General features: G+C 68.8%; 12 protein-coding genes. 10 read left to right on the top strand and 2 right to left on the bottom strand.

Features of this window, described 5'->3' with window-relative positions:
* Positions 1-131: 131 nt before the first annotated feature.
* The 9 genes from SFB74_RS00630 to SFB74_RS00590 all read left to right on the top strand — a co-directional run bounded on the left by SFB74_RS00630 (position 132) and on the right by SFB74_RS00590 (position 10,455).
* Positions 132-935, top strand: a complete 804-nt coding sequence (locus tag SFB74_RS00630) for an alpha/beta fold hydrolase (protein WP_432728744.1) — start codon at positions 132-134, stop codon at positions 933-935.
* Positions 932-2,107, top strand: a complete 1,176-nt coding sequence (locus SFB74_RS00625; RefSeq protein ID WP_432728743.1) for an ABC transporter substrate-binding protein — start codon at positions 932-934, stop codon at positions 2,105-2,107. The genes SFB74_RS00630 and SFB74_RS00625 overlap by 4 nt, the downstream gene beginning before the upstream one ends.
* Positions 2,108-2,215: 108 nt before the next feature.
* Positions 2,216-3,088 (top strand): branched-chain amino acid ABC transporter permease, encoded by an 873-nt coding sequence (locus SFB74_RS00620; RefSeq protein ID WP_093195716.1) that lies wholly within the window; start codon positions 2,216-2,218, stop codon positions 3,086-3,088.
* Complete coding sequence (locus tag SFB74_RS00615) at positions 3,085-4,044, top strand: branched-chain amino acid ABC transporter permease (protein WP_432728742.1); 960 nt, start codon at positions 3,085-3,087, stop codon at positions 4,042-4,044. The genes SFB74_RS00620 and SFB74_RS00615 overlap by 4 nt, the downstream gene beginning before the upstream one ends.
* Positions 4,041-4,799, top strand: a complete 759-nt coding sequence (locus SFB74_RS00610) for an ABC transporter ATP-binding protein (RefSeq protein ID WP_432728741.1) — start codon at positions 4,041-4,043, stop codon at positions 4,797-4,799. Before SFB74_RS00615 ends, SFB74_RS00610 begins: the two co-directional genes overlap by 4 nt.
* A gap of 1 nt (position 4,800) precedes the next feature.
* The gene (locus SFB74_RS00605) at positions 4,801-5,502 is read left to right on the top strand and encodes an ABC transporter ATP-binding protein (RefSeq protein WP_432728740.1); all 702 of its coding nucleotides are present in this window, start codon (positions 4,801-4,803) and stop codon (positions 5,500-5,502) included.
* Positions 5,503-5,510: 8 nt separating this feature from the next.
* On the top strand, positions 5,511-6,392 hold the full coding sequence (locus tag SFB74_RS00600; RefSeq protein ID WP_432728739.1) for a helix-turn-helix domain-containing protein: 882 nt from the start codon (positions 5,511-5,513) through the stop codon (positions 6,390-6,392).
* Positions 6,393-6,498: 106 nt separating this feature from the next.
* Complete coding sequence (locus tag SFB74_RS00595; protein WP_432728738.1) at positions 6,499-8,379, top strand: tannase/feruloyl esterase family alpha/beta hydrolase; 1,881 nt, start codon at positions 6,499-6,501, stop codon at positions 8,377-8,379.
* 153 nt (positions 8,380-8,532) lie between these two features.
* Positions 8,533-10,455: a sigma-54-dependent Fis family transcriptional regulator gene (locus SFB74_RS00590; RefSeq protein ID WP_432728737.1), complete on the top strand. Its 1,923-nt coding sequence runs from the start codon at positions 8,533-8,535 to the stop codon at positions 10,453-10,455.
* Positions 10,456-10,466: 11 nt separating this feature from the next.
* On the opposite strand, the gene SFB74_RS00585 is transcribed toward SFB74_RS00590, so the two are convergent.
* Both SFB74_RS00585 and SFB74_RS00580 read right to left on the bottom strand, forming a co-directional pair.
* Positions 10,467-11,687, bottom strand: a complete 1,221-nt coding sequence (locus SFB74_RS00585) for a glycosyltransferase (protein ID WP_432728736.1) — start codon at positions 11,685-11,687, stop codon at positions 10,467-10,469.
* Positions 11,684-12,352: a TetR/AcrR family transcriptional regulator gene (locus SFB74_RS00580; RefSeq protein ID WP_432728735.1), complete on the bottom strand. Its 669-nt coding sequence runs from the start codon at positions 12,350-12,352 to the stop codon at positions 11,684-11,686. The genes SFB74_RS00585 and SFB74_RS00580 overlap by 4 nt, the downstream gene beginning before the upstream one ends.
* A gap of 252 nt (positions 12,353-12,604) precedes the next feature.
* On the opposite strand from SFB74_RS00580, the gene SFB74_RS00575 reads away from it, so the two are divergent.
* A complete protein-coding gene (locus SFB74_RS00575) occupies positions 12,605-14,407 on the top strand; it encodes an NAD(P)-binding domain-containing protein (protein ID WP_432728734.1) in 1,803 nt (600 codons plus the stop codon).
* Positions 14,408-14,409: the final 2 nt, after the last annotated feature.

Raw genomic sequence — 14,409 nt, 5'->3', positions numbered from 1 at the left:
TTTTCCTCTTTCTCCCTCCCTCGCTGCGGGAGGGCCGGAGCGGGGGCATCGGCCTCCGTGCAGGCACAGCCTTTGCAAGCGCCGCCTGCCCCCATCCCGACCTTGCCCAAAAAGGGGAAGGAGCAACAACCATGAGCACCGACTTCGCCAACATCGCCTGGCGCGGCCGCGAGGTCCGCATCGAATGCCAGTGGATCGCACCCGAGCGCAGCGACGCACCGCTCGTCGTGTTCCTGCACGAGGGCCTGGGCTCGGTCTCGATGTGGAAGGACTTCCCCGCGCGGATGTGCGAAGCCGCCGGCGTGCGCGGCCTCGTGTTCTCGCGCCCCGGCTACGGCCGCTCGACGCCGCGCGCCGACGATGAAATCTGGGACGTCGACTTCATGCACCGCCAGGCGCACGAGGTGCTGCCCGCCCTCTTCGCCGCGCTCGGGCTCGGCGACCAGAAGCCCTGGCTCTTCGGCCACAGCGACGGCGGCTCGATCTCGCTGCTGTACGCCTCGCGATTCCCCGACAAGGTCGCGGGTCTCGTCGTGCTGGCGCCGCACATCTTCGTGGAGGACGTGACCGTCGCGAACATCGAGAACGCGCGCACCGCCTACCTCGGCACCGACCTGCCGCAGAAGCTGGGCCGCTACCACGACAGCGCCGACTCGGCCTTCTGGGGCTGGAACCGCATCTGGCTGCACCCGCCCTTTCGCGACTGGAACATCGAGAACGAGCTCGACACCATCCGCTGCCCAGTGCTCGCCATGCAGGGCATCGACGACGAGTACGGCACCCTCGCGCAGATCCGCGGCATCGCCGCGCGCGTCGATGGATGCGAGCTGCTGGAAATCCCTCAATGCGGGCATTCCCCGCATCGCGATCAGCCGGATCGTGTCATCGTCGCGGCCACTTCCTTCATCACCAGAAATCGGAGAGAGACACCATGACCATTCGCAGCACCGCCCGCCTCGCCCTCACGGCCATCGCCTTCGCCTCGCTGGCGACGGCCGCCGGCGCCCAGGGCACGGGCAAGCTCAAGGTCGGCCTGATGCTGCCCTACAGCGGCACCTACACCGCCCTGGGCGTGGCCATCGAGAACGGCTTCAAGCTGTATGTCGACGAGCAGGGCGGCAAGCTCGCCGGCCGCGAGATCGAATACTTCAAGGTCGACGACGAGTCCGACCCCGCCAAGGCCACCGACAACGTCAACAAGCTCATCAAGCGCGACAACGTCGACGTGATCGTCGGCACCGTGCACTCGGGCGTGGCCATGGCCATGGCCAAGGCCGCCAAGGAAAGCGGCACGGTGCTGATCGTGCCCAATGCCGGCGCCGACGCCGTCACGGGCCCGATGTGCGCGCCCAACATCTTCCGCAGCTCGTTCAGCAACTGGCAGCCGGCCTACGCCATGGGCGAGGTTGCGGCCAAGCAGCAGGGCAAGAAGAAGGCGATGACCATCACCTGGAAGTACGCGGCGGGCGACGAGTCGGTCAACGGCTTCAAGGAAGGCTTCGAGAAGAACGGCGGCAAGATCGAGAAGCAGCTCACCCTGCCCTTCCCCAACGTGGAATTCCAGGCGCTGCTGACCGAGATCGCGGCGGCCAAGCCCGATGCGGTGTACGCCTTCTTCGCGGGCGGCGGCGCTGTGAAGTTCGTCAAGGACTACCAGGCCGCCGGCCTGAACAAGACCATTCCGCTGTACGGCCCCGGCTTCCTGACCGACGGCACGCTCGACGCGCAGGGCGAATCGGCCCAGGGCATGCTGACCACGCTGCACTACGCCGACGGCCTGAACACCGCGCGCGACAACGCCTTCCGCGTGGCGTACGCCAAGTCGTTCAAGCTGCAGCCCGACGTGTATGCGGTGCAGGGCTACGACGCCGCCCAGATGCTGGGCGTGGGCCTGAACGCCACCAAGGGCGACATCTCGAAGAAGGCCGAGTTCTCCGCCGCCATCGAGAAGGCCAAGATCGACAGCCCGCGCGGCGCCTTCACCGTGAGCAAGGCCCACAACCCGGTGCAGGACATCTACCTGCGCAAGGTCGACGGCAAGGAGAACAAGCTGGTGAGCACAGCAATCAAGGGCCTCGCCGACCCCGCTCGCGGCTGCCGCATGTAAGCGGGCCACAAGCCTTTCTTTCTTTCGTTCGTCTGTTCTTTCCCTCGCGGCCCTTGATCGGGCCGCGGGCCGTCTTACGGCAACCACAACCAACTGGGATCTCACACGGTGGATTTCGGAACCTTTTTAGTCCAGTGCCTGAACTCGGTTCAGTACGGACTGCTTCTCTTCCTCGTGGCCTCGGGGCTGACGCTGATCTTCGGGATCATGGGCGTCATCAACCTCGCCCACGGGAGCTTCTACATGATCGGCGCGTACATGGCGTTCTCGCTCGCGCCTGTCTTCGGCGATCAGTTTTTGCTGATGCTGGTGGCCGGCGTGGTGCTGGCGGCGGTCTTCGGCTACCTGCTCGAATGGGCCTTCTTCAGCTACCTCTACCAGCGTGACCACCTGCAGCAGGTGCTCATGACCTACGGCCTGATCCTGGTGTTCGAGGAGCTGCGCTCCATCCTCGTGGGCAACGACGTGCACGGCGTGAAGGTGCCCGCGTGGCTCGACGGCAGCTTCGCGCTGGGCAGCGTGATGAGCTATCCGTGGTACCGGCTCTTCGCATCGGCCGCCTGCATCGTGCTGGCGGTGGGCCTCTACTGGGTGGTCAACCGCACGCGGCTGGGCATGATGATCCGTGCCGGCGCAAGCAACCGCGACATGGTGCGCGGCCTCGGCATCGACGTGAAACGGCTCTACCGCATCGTGTTCGCCGCGGGCGTGGCGCTCGCGGCGCTGGCCGGCATGATCGCCGCGCCGATGTCCTCGGTGTATCCGAACATGGGCGCGAGCGTGCTCATCATCTGCTTCGTGCTGGTGGTGATCGGCGGCATCGGCTCGATCACCGGCGCGCTGGTGGCCTCGCTGCTGGTGGGCTTCGTCGACACCTTCGGCAAGGTGTTCTTCGCCGACCTGAGCGGCATCGGCATCTACCTGCTGATGGCCATCGTGCTGATCTGGAAGCCCGAGGGGCTGATGGGGAGGCGGCCATGACAGCCATGAAGAAGGGAGCGTTCCTCCTGCCCGTGGCCTGCGCGGTCGCCATCGGCGTCGCAGGCCCGTTCATGGGCAACTACGCATCGGACTTCATCGTGAAGGTGATGATCCTGTCGATCTTCGCGCTGAGCTTGGAACTGCTGGTGGGCATGACCGGCCTCGTGAGCCTGGGCCACGCGGCGTTCTACGGCATCGGCGCCTACGTGACGGTGCTGGCCTCTGGCAACGAAGGCGGCAATTTCGCGCTGCTGCTGCCGGCGGCCATGGGCGCGGCAGCGCTCTATGCCCTCTTCGTGGGCGCGCTGAGCCTGCGCACGCGCGGCGTGTACTTCATCATGGTGACGCTGGCCTTCGCGCAGATGGCCTTCTTCGTGTTCCACGACACCAAGGTGGGCGGCGGCAGCGACGGCATCTACATGTACGTGCGGCCCGCCATCGGCGCGCTCGACATGGAGAACCGCAAGGTGCTGTTCTACGTGGTGCTGGGCTCGCTGGTGTTCACCTACGCGCTGCTGGCGCTCATCCGGCGCTCGCGCTTCGGCGCGGCGCTGGCGGGCATCCGCGTGAACGAGCAGCGCATGCGCGCCGCCGGTTTCGCGGTGTACGGCTACAAGCTCGCAGCCTTCGTGCTGGCGGGCGCGCTGGCCGGGCTCGCGGGCTTCCTGCTGGCCTCGCGCGACGGCGTGGTCAATCCGGAGCTGATGGCCTGGCACAACTCGGGCGAAGTGCTGCTGATGGTGATCCTCGGCGGCCTCGGCCACCTGCGCGGCGCGGTCATCGGCGCCATCGCGTTCACGCTGCTGAAGGAGATCTTCTCCACGCATGCGGTGATGGGCCCGCTGGCCGACCACTGGCAGCTGACGCTGGGGCTCACGATCATCGTGTTCGTGGCGCTGCTGCCCAAGGGCCTGATCGGCCTCGTGCAGCGCCTGTCGCCGAAGGGGGCCGCATGACGACGACCACCACCGCACTTCTCTCAGTCGAAAAACTCACGCGGCGCTTCGGCGGCCTCACGGCCGTCAACGGCGTCACGCTCGACCTGCACGTGGGCGAGGTGCACGCCGTGATCGGCACCAACGGCGCCGGCAAGTCGACGCTCATCAACATGCTCTCGGGCGAGATCGAGGCGAGCGAAGGCCGCATCACGCTCGAAGGCACGGACATCACCGCCCGCGCGCAGTGGAAGCGCGCGCGCGACGGCGTGGGCCGCAGCTACCAGCGCACGACCATCTTCCCGGAGTTCAGCGTGCACGAGAACTGCCGGCTCGCGGCACAGGCCGCGACACCGAAGCCCTGGGCCTTCTGGCAATCGTCGCGCGACTGCGCCACCAGCAGCGCCTCGGCCGATGCGGCACTGGAAGCCGCCGGCCTCGCGCACGAGGCGCAGCGCATCGCCGGCACCATGAGCCACGGCGCGCAGCGCCAGCTCGAAGTGGCGATGTGCCTGGCCACCAACCCGCGCGTGCTGCTGCTGGACGAGCCGCTCGCCGGCATGGGCGCCGAGGAAACCGACCGCATGCTCACGCTGCTCGCGCAGCTGAAGGCCACGCACGCGATCCTGCTGGTGGAGCACGACATGGACGCGGTGTTCCGCATCGCCGACCGCATCACTGTGATGGTGAACGGCACCGTCATCGCGACCGGCAACCCGGCCGAGATCCGCGAGAACCCCGAAGTACGCACCGCCTATCTTGGGGAGGACCACTGACATGCTGATAGTGCGCGACCTCAACACCTACTACGGCAACAGCCACATCCTGCGCGGCGTGCATGCGGGCATTCCGGCCGCCACTTCGGTCGGCCTGCTCGGGCGCAACGGCATGGGCAAGACCACGCTGATCCGCACCATGATGGGCTACGTGCGCCCGGCCTCCGGCGAAGTGCAGGTCGACGGCCGCACCGTCACCGGCCTGCCGCCCGAGAAGATGGCGCGGCTGGGTATCGGCTACGTTCCCGAGGGGCGCGGCATCTTCTCGAACCTGTCGGTGCGCGAGAACCTCGTGATGAGCGAGCGCGCCGGCATCGACGGCCGGCGCGAGTGGACCTTCGACCGCGTGATGGCCACCTTCCCGCGCCTGGCCGAGCGCCTGTCGAACGGCGGCCAGCAGCTCTCGGGCGGCGAGCAGCAGATGCTCTCCATCGGCCGCGCGCTCATGACCAACCCGCGCCTGCTGATCCTCGACGAGGCCACCGAAGGCCTCGCGCCGCTGATCGTGGCCGAGATCTGGCGCGTGATCGGCGAGATCCGCGCCACCGGCATCGCCACGCTGATCGTCGACCGCGACTACCGCAAGGTGCTCGCGCACACCGACCTCGCGGCGGTGATGGAAAAAGGGCAGATCGTGCGGCACGGCGCCTCGGCGGACCTGCTGGCCGAGCCGCACGCGCTGGAGGAACTGCTCGGCGTGTAGGCCTCGCCATGACGCGCGAGATCAGCCTCCTCGACGCATCGGGCAAGCCCCTGCCCTTCGACGGCAGGATGCTGGTGAACGCGCAGGCCACCGCGTGGCAGGGCTTCGCGCTGGAGGTGCGCTCGATGTCGGGCGACGGCGAGAACCCGGCCTGCTACAACCCGCATCCGCTGATCGGCCTGTGCGTGCGCGGCCATGTGAAGGGCGCGATGACGCGCGGGCGGCGCGTCCACCCCTTCGAGGCGCAAGCCGGCGGCATGTTCATCTTCGAGCAGGGCTACGAGGTCGACCGCGCTACGTGGAGCGGCGAGCTCACCGAGACGATCGTGCTCGAGATACGACCCGAGGCGCTGCGAAGCCTCATGCCCGAGGGCGATGGCGAGCTGCATCTGCAGACGCACCTGTCGACCACCGACGCGACGCTATCGGCGCTCGTCATCGCCATGCGCGACGAGGTGGAGCGCGGCTGCAGCTCGGGCCGCCTGCATGCGCAGGGCCTCTCGATGGCGCTCGCGAGCTACCTGCAGAACCGCTACGGCAGCACGAACAGCAACGCCCGGCGACCGCGCGGGCGGCTTTCGCAGACGGATCTTCGCAAGGTGTACGACTGGGTCATGCAGCACCTGGCCGAAGACTTCGGCATCGACGAGCTCGCGGCCGAGCTGCAGCTGAGCGCGGTGCATTTCACGCGGCTCTTCCGCGCCAGCACGGGCGCGACGCCGTACAGCTACGTGATGGAGCAGCGTGTGCGCCACGCGTTGTCGCTGCTCGGCAGCAACCAGTCGCTGGCAGAGATCGCGCAGGCCGTGGGCTTCTCGAGCCAGGCGCACTTCACGCAGGTGTTCCGCCGGCTGGTGGGCACCACGCCGGCACGCGCGCGGCGCGGGTAAGTCCCGGTGGCGGGTGAAGGAATCCTGCAAGCGTTGATCGCATGTCGATATACCGTGGCGGAAGGCGCGGGCAAATTCATGTCTCTACACAACAGGAGACGAGAAGATGCCAACACCCACGCCGGCCGCCCGCGCGGCGACCGCCCTCTGCCTGAGCCTTGTCGCCGCGGCCGCACTCACCGCATGCGGCGGAAGCGATTCGTCCGGCCCCGCCGTTCTGCCTTTCGTTCCCGCGCCGGCGCCGCCCGCCGCCGCACCGGTGGCGCTGGCCTGCGACGAAAGCCTGAAGACCGCGTTCAAGCCCGATGCCGACACCACCGTGACGGTGGTGAAGCAGTTCCGCAAAGGCGATGACCTGAACCTCGACGGCAAGGCCTCGGGCACGGTGGCTGCCAGCGACGTGTGCATGGTCAAGCTCAACGTCGGGCCGGGCCATGCGGGGCCGGCCGATGCGCCCTCGACCTCGCCGGGCATCGGCATCGAGGTGTGGCTGCCTTCGCAGGCCGCGTGGAACAACCGCATCCGCGTGCTCGGCGGCGGCGGCTTCGTGGGCGATGCGGGCATCAGTGCGAAGACGCAGATCGGGGGTGCGAACGCCGCCGCGATCGCAACCGGCGAGGGCTCGGTGAGCGCGGTGACCGACGCGGGGCACGCTTCGAAGGCCCCGCTGCCTTCGGTCGACGGCTCGTTCGCGATGAACCCCGACGGCACCATCAACACCACGCTGTGGACCGACTTCGCGAGCCGCGGCATCCACCAGATGGCCGTCAAGGCCAAGGCGCTGGCAGCGGGCTTCTACCAGCGCGACGCGAAGTACGCCTACTGGGACGGCTGCTCCACCGGCGGCCGCCAGGGCCACATGCAGGCGCAGGTGAACCCCGACGACTTCGACGGCATCCTGGCCGGCAACAGCGCGATCAACTGGACCAGCTTCATCACTGCCGAGCTCTATCCGCAGGTGGTGATGCAGCGCGACCTCGGCGGCACGCCGCTCACGCCGGACCAGCTGGCGCTGGTGTCCTCGTCGGCGGTGAGCGCCTGCGACAGCACGCTCACAGGCCAGCACGACGGCTTCATCAGCGATCCCGCCGCCTGCAAGTACGACCCTGCGCAGGATAAGTCCGTGCTGTGCACCGCCAGCGGCGGCACCAACGCCACCGCCGCCTGCCTGAGCACGGCGCAGGCTCAGGCCGTCAACAAGATCTGGTACGGCCAGACGCGCGATGGCAGCGCGCCGGCGCCCGCCGGCGACAACGGCTACGGCGCCACGCTGGCGTCGAACCAGCTCTGGTACGGCCTCACGCGCGGCACCGCGCTCAACAGCCCCGGCGCGCCCGGCCTCTCGCTGGCCGACTCGACGAGCGGTGTGCCCAACCCTTTCCCAATCGCTGCGCACCAGGTAGCACTGAACCTGCAAGACCCGACGCTCGCCACGCCGAGCTTCATCAATGCCACCGGCAACGGCGCGGACAAGTGGAAGGGGCTCTCGTACACGCAACTCGCCAACGCGAGCGACCGCGGCAAGGCGCTGCAGACGGCCTTCGCGAACATCAACGCCGACAACCCCGACCTCGCGCGCTTCCGCGACCGCGGCGCCAAGCTGCTGACGTACCACGGGCTGGCCGACCAGCTGATCCCGAACTCGGGCACCGCCAACTACTACGAGCGCGCGGCGAAGGCGATGGGCGGCATCGATGCGCTGCAGAAGTTCTACCGCTACGTGGAGATCCCGGCGATGGGCCACTGCGCCGGCGTGGGTTCGGTCAACGGCCTCGCGGGCACAAGCCCCGTTGCCAACCCGCCGCTGCCGGCGCAGAACCAGCTGTTCACGGCGCTGACCGACTGGGTCGAGAAAGGCGTCGCGCCCGACAGCATGGTGATGCAGAACGCCGACAAGTCGCTCGCACGGCCGCTGTGCACCTATCCGAAGAAGATCGCCTACCTGGGCGGCGACGTGGCCAAGGCGGCGAGCTTCGCCTGCCGCTGAGGGAGACGACGGCGGCACACTCTGTTGCAAAGCACAAAGGCGGCCTTCGGACTTCACCGGGTTTCACCTCTGTGCTGCGACAGTGCGACAGCCGAATGATGCTTGGCTGCACGGCCTCGGCGTGGCCGTGCCCATCCACTCGCGAGGCTGCGCATGACGTCCCTGCAATCGCGTCACATCGACAACGTCTACTCCATCGCCACCGGCGCGACGCTCGTGGCCGATCCGGCGCAAAGCCTGGTCCACAAGTCGTGGGCACGCTGCGTGCGCGACCACGGGCTCGATCCCTCGAAGCCGAGCCCCGCGCGCATCCTTCCGGCGCAGGAGGTGCGCGCGCACCAGCAGCAGCTGGAGCACTTCCTGCGCGCCGCGCGTTCGGGCATGGAAGACATCTACCGCCGCGTGGCCGACCTCGGCTACATGGTGCTGCTGACCGACGCGGAAGGCATCACGGTCGACTACATCGGCAACCCTGCGTGGGACGACCAGCTGCGCAAGGCCGGCCTCTACCTCGGCGCCGACTGGAACGAGGCGCACGCCGGCACCTGCGGGGTGGGCACCTGCCTGGTGGAGCGCCAGCCGATGACCTGCCACCAGACCGAGCACTTCGACGCCACGCACATCGCGCTCACCTGCACCACCGCGCCGCTCTTCGACCACAGCGGCAAGCTCACGGCCATCCTCGACGTGTCTGCCCTGCGCTCGCCCGAGGCCAAGGAAAGCCAGCATCTCGTGCGGCACCTGGTAGCCATCTACGCGCGGATGATCGAAGACGCCGACTTCCTGCGCAGCTTCCGCGGCCACTGGATCCTGCGGCTGGGCAGCGCCTTCGGCCTGGTCGACGTGGCGGGCGAGGTGATGCTGGCCTTCGACGAAGGCGGCACGGTGGTGGGTGCGAACGGCGGCGCGCGGCAAGTCTTCGCGGGGCGCGCGCTGGGCGGGGCGATATCCGAATGGCTGCACATGCCGATGGATGCGATCTGGCGCATCGGCAACGGCGGTGCATCGGCCATGCCTTTCGCACACACGGTACTGCTGCCGGGCGGGGGCGAGTACCACGCGTCGCTGCAGGCGCCACGCGTGCGACGCGCCACCACTGCGACGCCCACCGCGCCTGCTTCGCGCCCCAGCGATCGCCTGCCGCCGCTGGAACGCATCGCGGGCGACGATTCGCAGATGCAGAAGCTGCTCGCGCAGGCACGCCGCCTCGTGGATCGCGGCATCCACGTGCTCGTCGAGGGCGAGACCGGCAGCGGCAAGGAAGTGCTGGCGCGCGCGCTGCACGGCGCGAGCAGCCGCGCGGCGATGCCCTTCGTGGCGGTGAACTGCGCGGCCATTCCCGATTCGTTGATCGAGAGCGAGCTGTTCGGCTACACGCCCGGCAGCTTCACCGGCGGCCGCGCCAAGGGCATGAAGGGCCTGATCGCGCAGGCCGACCGGGGCACGCTTTTCCTCGACGAGATCGGCGACATGCCGATGGCCCTGCAGACGCGGCTGCTGCGCGTGCTCTCCGAGGGTGAGGTGCTGCCGCTGGGCGCCGAGTCGCCGCAGCGCGTGGACATCGCGGTGGTGGCGGCCACGCACCGGCACCTGCCCGGGCTGGTGGCCTCGGGGCGCTTTCGCGAGGACTTGTACTACCGCCTGTGCGGCGCGGTGCTGAAGCTGCCGCCGCTGCGCGCGCGCGGCGACATGCGCTACCTGATCGAAGGCATGTTCAACGAGGAAGCCGCGGCGATGTCTTCGCCGGCGCGGCTGTCGGAAGAGGCGATGCAACGGCTGCTGGCGCACGACTGGCCGGGCAACCTGCGGGAGTTGCGCAATGTGCTGCGGCTCGCGCTGGCGCTTTGCACCGGCGCGAGCGTGAGCGCGCAGGACCTGCAACTGCAGCCGCGCGCGGACACGGTCTGCGACACGGAACCAGATGAAGACGTTGCCGCCGAAGCCGGGCGACTGCTCGATGCGCTGAAGCGTCACCGCTGGCACGTGGCGCGCGCGGCCGACGAACTCGGCATGAGCCGCGCGACGGCCTACCGGCACATGAAGCGGCTGGGCATCGTGGTGCCGCGCCGCGGGTAGCTGCGACAGTCTCAGGCCGCGGCGGGCACGAAGCGCTCGATCGCGGCCACGGCCTGCCCGAGGCCGTCTTCCGCGCGCATCCGTTCGCCCAGCGCCCTGGCACGCGCGCGAACCTGTTCGTCCTCCGCGAACGCGATGCCGCGCGCGAGATCGGCCGCCTGCAGGCGCCCACCCGCTACCGCCGGCGGCGCGACGCCGGCCTCGGCCAGCCGGTGCGCCCAGAAAGGCTGGTCGCCCGCGAAGGGGACGACGACCGAAGGCACGCCGGCGCGCGCGGCCGAGTGGCTCGTGCCCGAGCCGCCGTGATGCACCACCAGCGCGGTGCGCGGGAACAGCCAGTCGTGCGGCGTGTCGCCCACCACATGGAAGTTGGAAGGCAGCCCCTGCGTGTCGATGCCGCCCCAGCCGGCGTACAGCAACGCGCGGCGGCCGGCGATGCCGTCGATCACCGCGGCTCGCAATCGCTGCTTGTCGAAGCCGGTCATGCTGCCGAAGCCTACGTAGACCGGCGGCTCGCCAGCGGCAAGAAAGGCTTCCAGCGCGTGAGGCGCCTGCCAGTCCTGCGCGGGTGGAATCCATTGGCCGCAGACCATGGCGTTGTCGGGCCAGTCGGCCGGCCGTGGCACGAGGCTCGGGGAAACGCCGTAGAGCATCGGGTGCGTGTTCCACATCGCGCGCCGCGGCGGCAGCCTGGCAACCTCCGCGCGCGCGGCGTTGATCGCCGGCCGGAAGGCGCGCCAGAGCATCGCGTTGATGAAATGGTGGCTCATGCGGCGCAGCAGGCGCGGCACCCTGGCAGGCGGCAGGAATGGCGAAGCGAAGGTCGAAGTTGGCGTGAGCGGGAACATGCCCGCCCCGATGGCCGGCACGCGCAGCGCCTCGGCCGCCGAGAGGCCGGTGAAGGCCGCGAGCCCGGAACACACGATCGCGTCGCAGCCGCTCGCCGCCTCGATGGTCTGGCGAAGCCACGCCGTGGCATTGGTGTTGGCGATGTCGGCCAGCGCCTTCATGGCAGCGGCCGGTCGATCGCCGAGCGCGATCACGTTCGCCAGCGTGCCCTGGATGTCGCCGGCCAGCGGCTGGGAGCGCACGCCCAATCGCTGCGCCGCGCCGAGCGTGGAGGCGTCCGCCAGCAGCACCGAGCTGTGGCCCGCATCGTCGAGCGCGCGGCACAGTGCGGCGAGCGGGCGCGCGTCGCCCTCGGTGCCGTAGGTCACGACGGCGATCTTCATGGCTGCTGCCTCCTGCGCGCGGCCTTCGCATCCTTGCCTGCCTGCGCGCCGGCGATGAAGAGATCGGCGATCACCTCGAACTCCTCGCGCAGCACCAGCCCGGGCAGGGTGAGCCAGCGCATCAGCGCGCCGAAGTACAGGTGGTGCAGCAGCGAGGCGAGGTGCGCGGATGAAACATCCGTGCGCAGGGTGCCGTTCTTCTGGGCCGCCGCGATCAGCGCGTCGAAAAGGCCGATGAGATCGCGCGGAAGTTCGTCGCCATTGCTGCTCTCCGCGCCGCCACCCTGGAGCTCGCTCTCGATGTTGAGAAAGCGGAAGCGGAAGTAGTCGAGCAGGTAGTCGCGGTGCTGCCCTGTCCATTCCGCCGACTCCTCGAGCAGGCGGGAAAGCTGCTCGCCGAAGCCCGCCTCCCAGTCGATGGCCGCATGCAGGCGCCGGGTGTCGTCCGCGAGCTTCAGATGCACCCAGTGCGCGAGGATCGCGTCCTTGGTCGGGAAGTGGTTGTAGAGCGTCCCCTTGGCAAGGTCGGCCTGCTGGGCGATCTGCTCCATGGTGGTGGCGTCGTAGCCCTGCGACTCGAAGAGGCGCATGGCGATGGCGGCCACGTGGTCGAGCGTCTGGGCGCGGCGGCGTTCGCGGCGGCCTGGGAGTTCGGGTGCTGGCAAGTTCTTGCCCTCGAGATTTGAACGTCGTTCAAGTTTATACGATGCTCAGATTCCGGTTTCCGGCCTTGCCGTGTCGCGGATCCGTCGCAAGACCGTCTCATCGGCGCCGAGACGGCGTGCGACCGCTGCGACAAAAACACCGCCAAGTGCCTGATCCGCCGTCGCCGGCACCGCGGCACGGAAGCTGCGCAGCCGGCATCGCGCCACGCATGCCGTGCCGCGCATCCATCAACGACGCTACGGAGACACGCAATGACAGACCCGACCACCGGCCCGACCAAGGCCGCCGCCCAATGGCTCGCCGACTTCGCCGCTGCCCTCGCGCGCGACGACATCGACGCCGCCGTCTCGCTGTTCGAGCCCGACAGCTTCTGGCGCGACCTCGTCGCCTTCACCTGGAACATCCGCACGCAGGAAGGGCCCGAGGCCATCCGCGAGATGTTGCGGGCGCGGCTGGCCGACACGCAGCCCACGGCCTTCGCGGTGGAAGGCGAGGCGACAGAGGCCGACGGCGTGGTCGACGCTTGGTTCAGCTTCGAGACGCGCGTGGCGCGCGGCCGGGGCCACCTGCGGCTTCGCAACGGCAAGGCCTGGACCCTGCTCACCACCATGACCGAGCTCAAGGGCTTCGAGGAGAAGACGGGCGACAACCGCGTCAAGGGCGCGGAGCACGGGGTGCACAAGGGTCGCAAGAACTGGCTGGAGAAGCGCCGCGACGAAGAAGCCGCGCTCGGCTACACCGAGCAGCCCGAGGTGGTGATCATCGGCGGCGGCCAGGGCGGCATCGCGCTGGGGGCGCGGCTGCGGCGGCTGGGCGTGCCGACCATCATCGTGGAGCGCAACGCGAAGGCCGGCGACTCATGGCGCAAGCGCTACAAGTCGCTGTGCCTGCACGACCCGGTCTGGTACGACCACCTGCCCTACATGCCCTTCCCCGACGACTGGCCGGTGTTCGCGCCCAAGGACAAGATCGGCGACTGGCTGGAGATGTACACGAAGATCATGGAGCTCAACTACTGGAGCTCCACCACCGCGAAGAAGGCACGCTTCGACGAGGCCTCGCAGCGCTGGGAGGTGACGGTCGAGCGCGAGGGCAAGCCGGTGGTGCTGCGGCCGAGGCAGCTGGTGTTCGCGCTGGGCGTGTCGGGCTATCCGAACGTGCCGAAGGTGGCGGGCGCGGAGAACTTCAAGGGCGACCAGCATCACTCCAGCCAGCACCCCGGGCCCGAGGCCTACGCCGGCAAGAAATGCGTGGTGCTGGGCTCGAACAACTCGGCGCACGACATCTGCGCCGCGCTCTGGGAGCACGGCGCCGACGTGACGATGATCCAGCGCTCGTCGACGCACATCGCGCCCTCGCAGTCGCTCATGGAACTGGCGCTGGGCGGGCTCTATTCCGAGCAGGCGGTGAAGAGCGGCATCGACCACCACAAGGCCGACCTGATCTTCGCCTCGGTGCCCTACAGGATCATGCACACCTTCCACATCCCGGTGTACGAGGAGATGAAGAAGCGCGACGCCGACCTGTACTCACGGCTGGAAAAAGCGGGCTTCATGCTCGACTTCGGCGCCGATGGCTCCGGCCTCTTCATGAAGTACCTGCGGCGCGGCTCGGGCTACTACATCGACGTGGGCGCCTCGGAGCTGGTGGCCAACGGCAGCATCCACCTGAAGAGCGGCGTGAACATCGAGCGGGTGAACGAGCGCTCCGTAACGCTGACCGACGGCACCGAGCTGCCGGCCGACCTGCTGGTGTACGCCACCGGCTACGGCTCGATGAACGGCTGGCTCGCCGACCTGATCTCGCCCGAGATCGCCGACAAGGTCGGCAAGTGCTGGGGGCTGGGCTCCGACACGCCGAAGGACCCGGGCCCCTGGGAGGGCGAGCTGCGCAACATGTGGAAGCCGACGCAGGTCGACAACCTGTGGTTCCACGGCGGCAACCTTCACCAGTCGCGGCACTACTCGCAGTTTCTCGCGCTGCAGCTGAAGGCGCGCATGGAGGGCATCGACACGCCGGTGTACGAGCGGGCTCCTTCGCACCACGTGCGCTGACC

Origin of the sequence: Variovorax xiamenensis (assembly GCF_050916385.1) — a bacterium.
Taxonomy (GTDB): Bacteria; Pseudomonadota; Gammaproteobacteria; order Burkholderiales; family Burkholderiaceae_C; genus Variovorax.
The sequence above is the reverse complement of the archived record's forward strand: the minus strand, read 5'-3'. Positions and strand labels throughout refer to the sequence as shown.

Excerpts from the sequence above, each read along its gene's own strand:
- SFB74_RS00630 (WP_432728744.1), top strand. The coding sequence starts at position 132 with ATGAGCACCGACTTCGCCAACATCGCCTGGCGCGGCCGCGAGGTCCGC.
- SFB74_RS00625 (WP_432728743.1), top strand. The coding sequence starts at position 932 with ATGACCATTCGCAGCACCGCCCGCCTCGCCCTCACGGCCATCGCCTTC.
- SFB74_RS00615 (WP_432728742.1), top strand. The coding sequence starts at position 3,085 with ATGACAGCCATGAAGAAGGGAGCGTTCCTCCTGCCCGTGGCCTGCGCG.
- SFB74_RS00610 (WP_432728741.1), top strand. The coding sequence starts at position 4,041 with ATGACGACGACCACCACCGCACTTCTCTCAGTCGAAAAACTCACGCGG.
- SFB74_RS00605 (WP_432728740.1), top strand. The coding sequence starts at position 4,801 with ATGCTGATAGTGCGCGACCTCAACACCTACTACGGCAACAGCCACATC.
- SFB74_RS00600 (WP_432728739.1), top strand. The coding sequence starts at position 5,511 with ATGACGCGCGAGATCAGCCTCCTCGACGCATCGGGCAAGCCCCTGCCC.
- SFB74_RS00595 (WP_432728738.1), top strand. The coding sequence starts at position 6,499 with ATGCCAACACCCACGCCGGCCGCCCGCGCGGCGACCGCCCTCTGCCTG.
- SFB74_RS00590 (WP_432728737.1), top strand. The coding sequence starts at position 8,533 with ATGACGTCCCTGCAATCGCGTCACATCGACAACGTCTACTCCATCGCC.
- SFB74_RS00585 (WP_432728736.1), bottom strand. The coding sequence starts at position 11,687 with ATGAAGATCGCCGTCGTGACCTACGGCACCGAGGGCGACGCGCGCCCG.
- SFB74_RS00575 (WP_432728734.1), top strand. The coding sequence starts at position 12,605 with ATGACAGACCCGACCACCGGCCCGACCAAGGCCGCCGCCCAATGGCTC.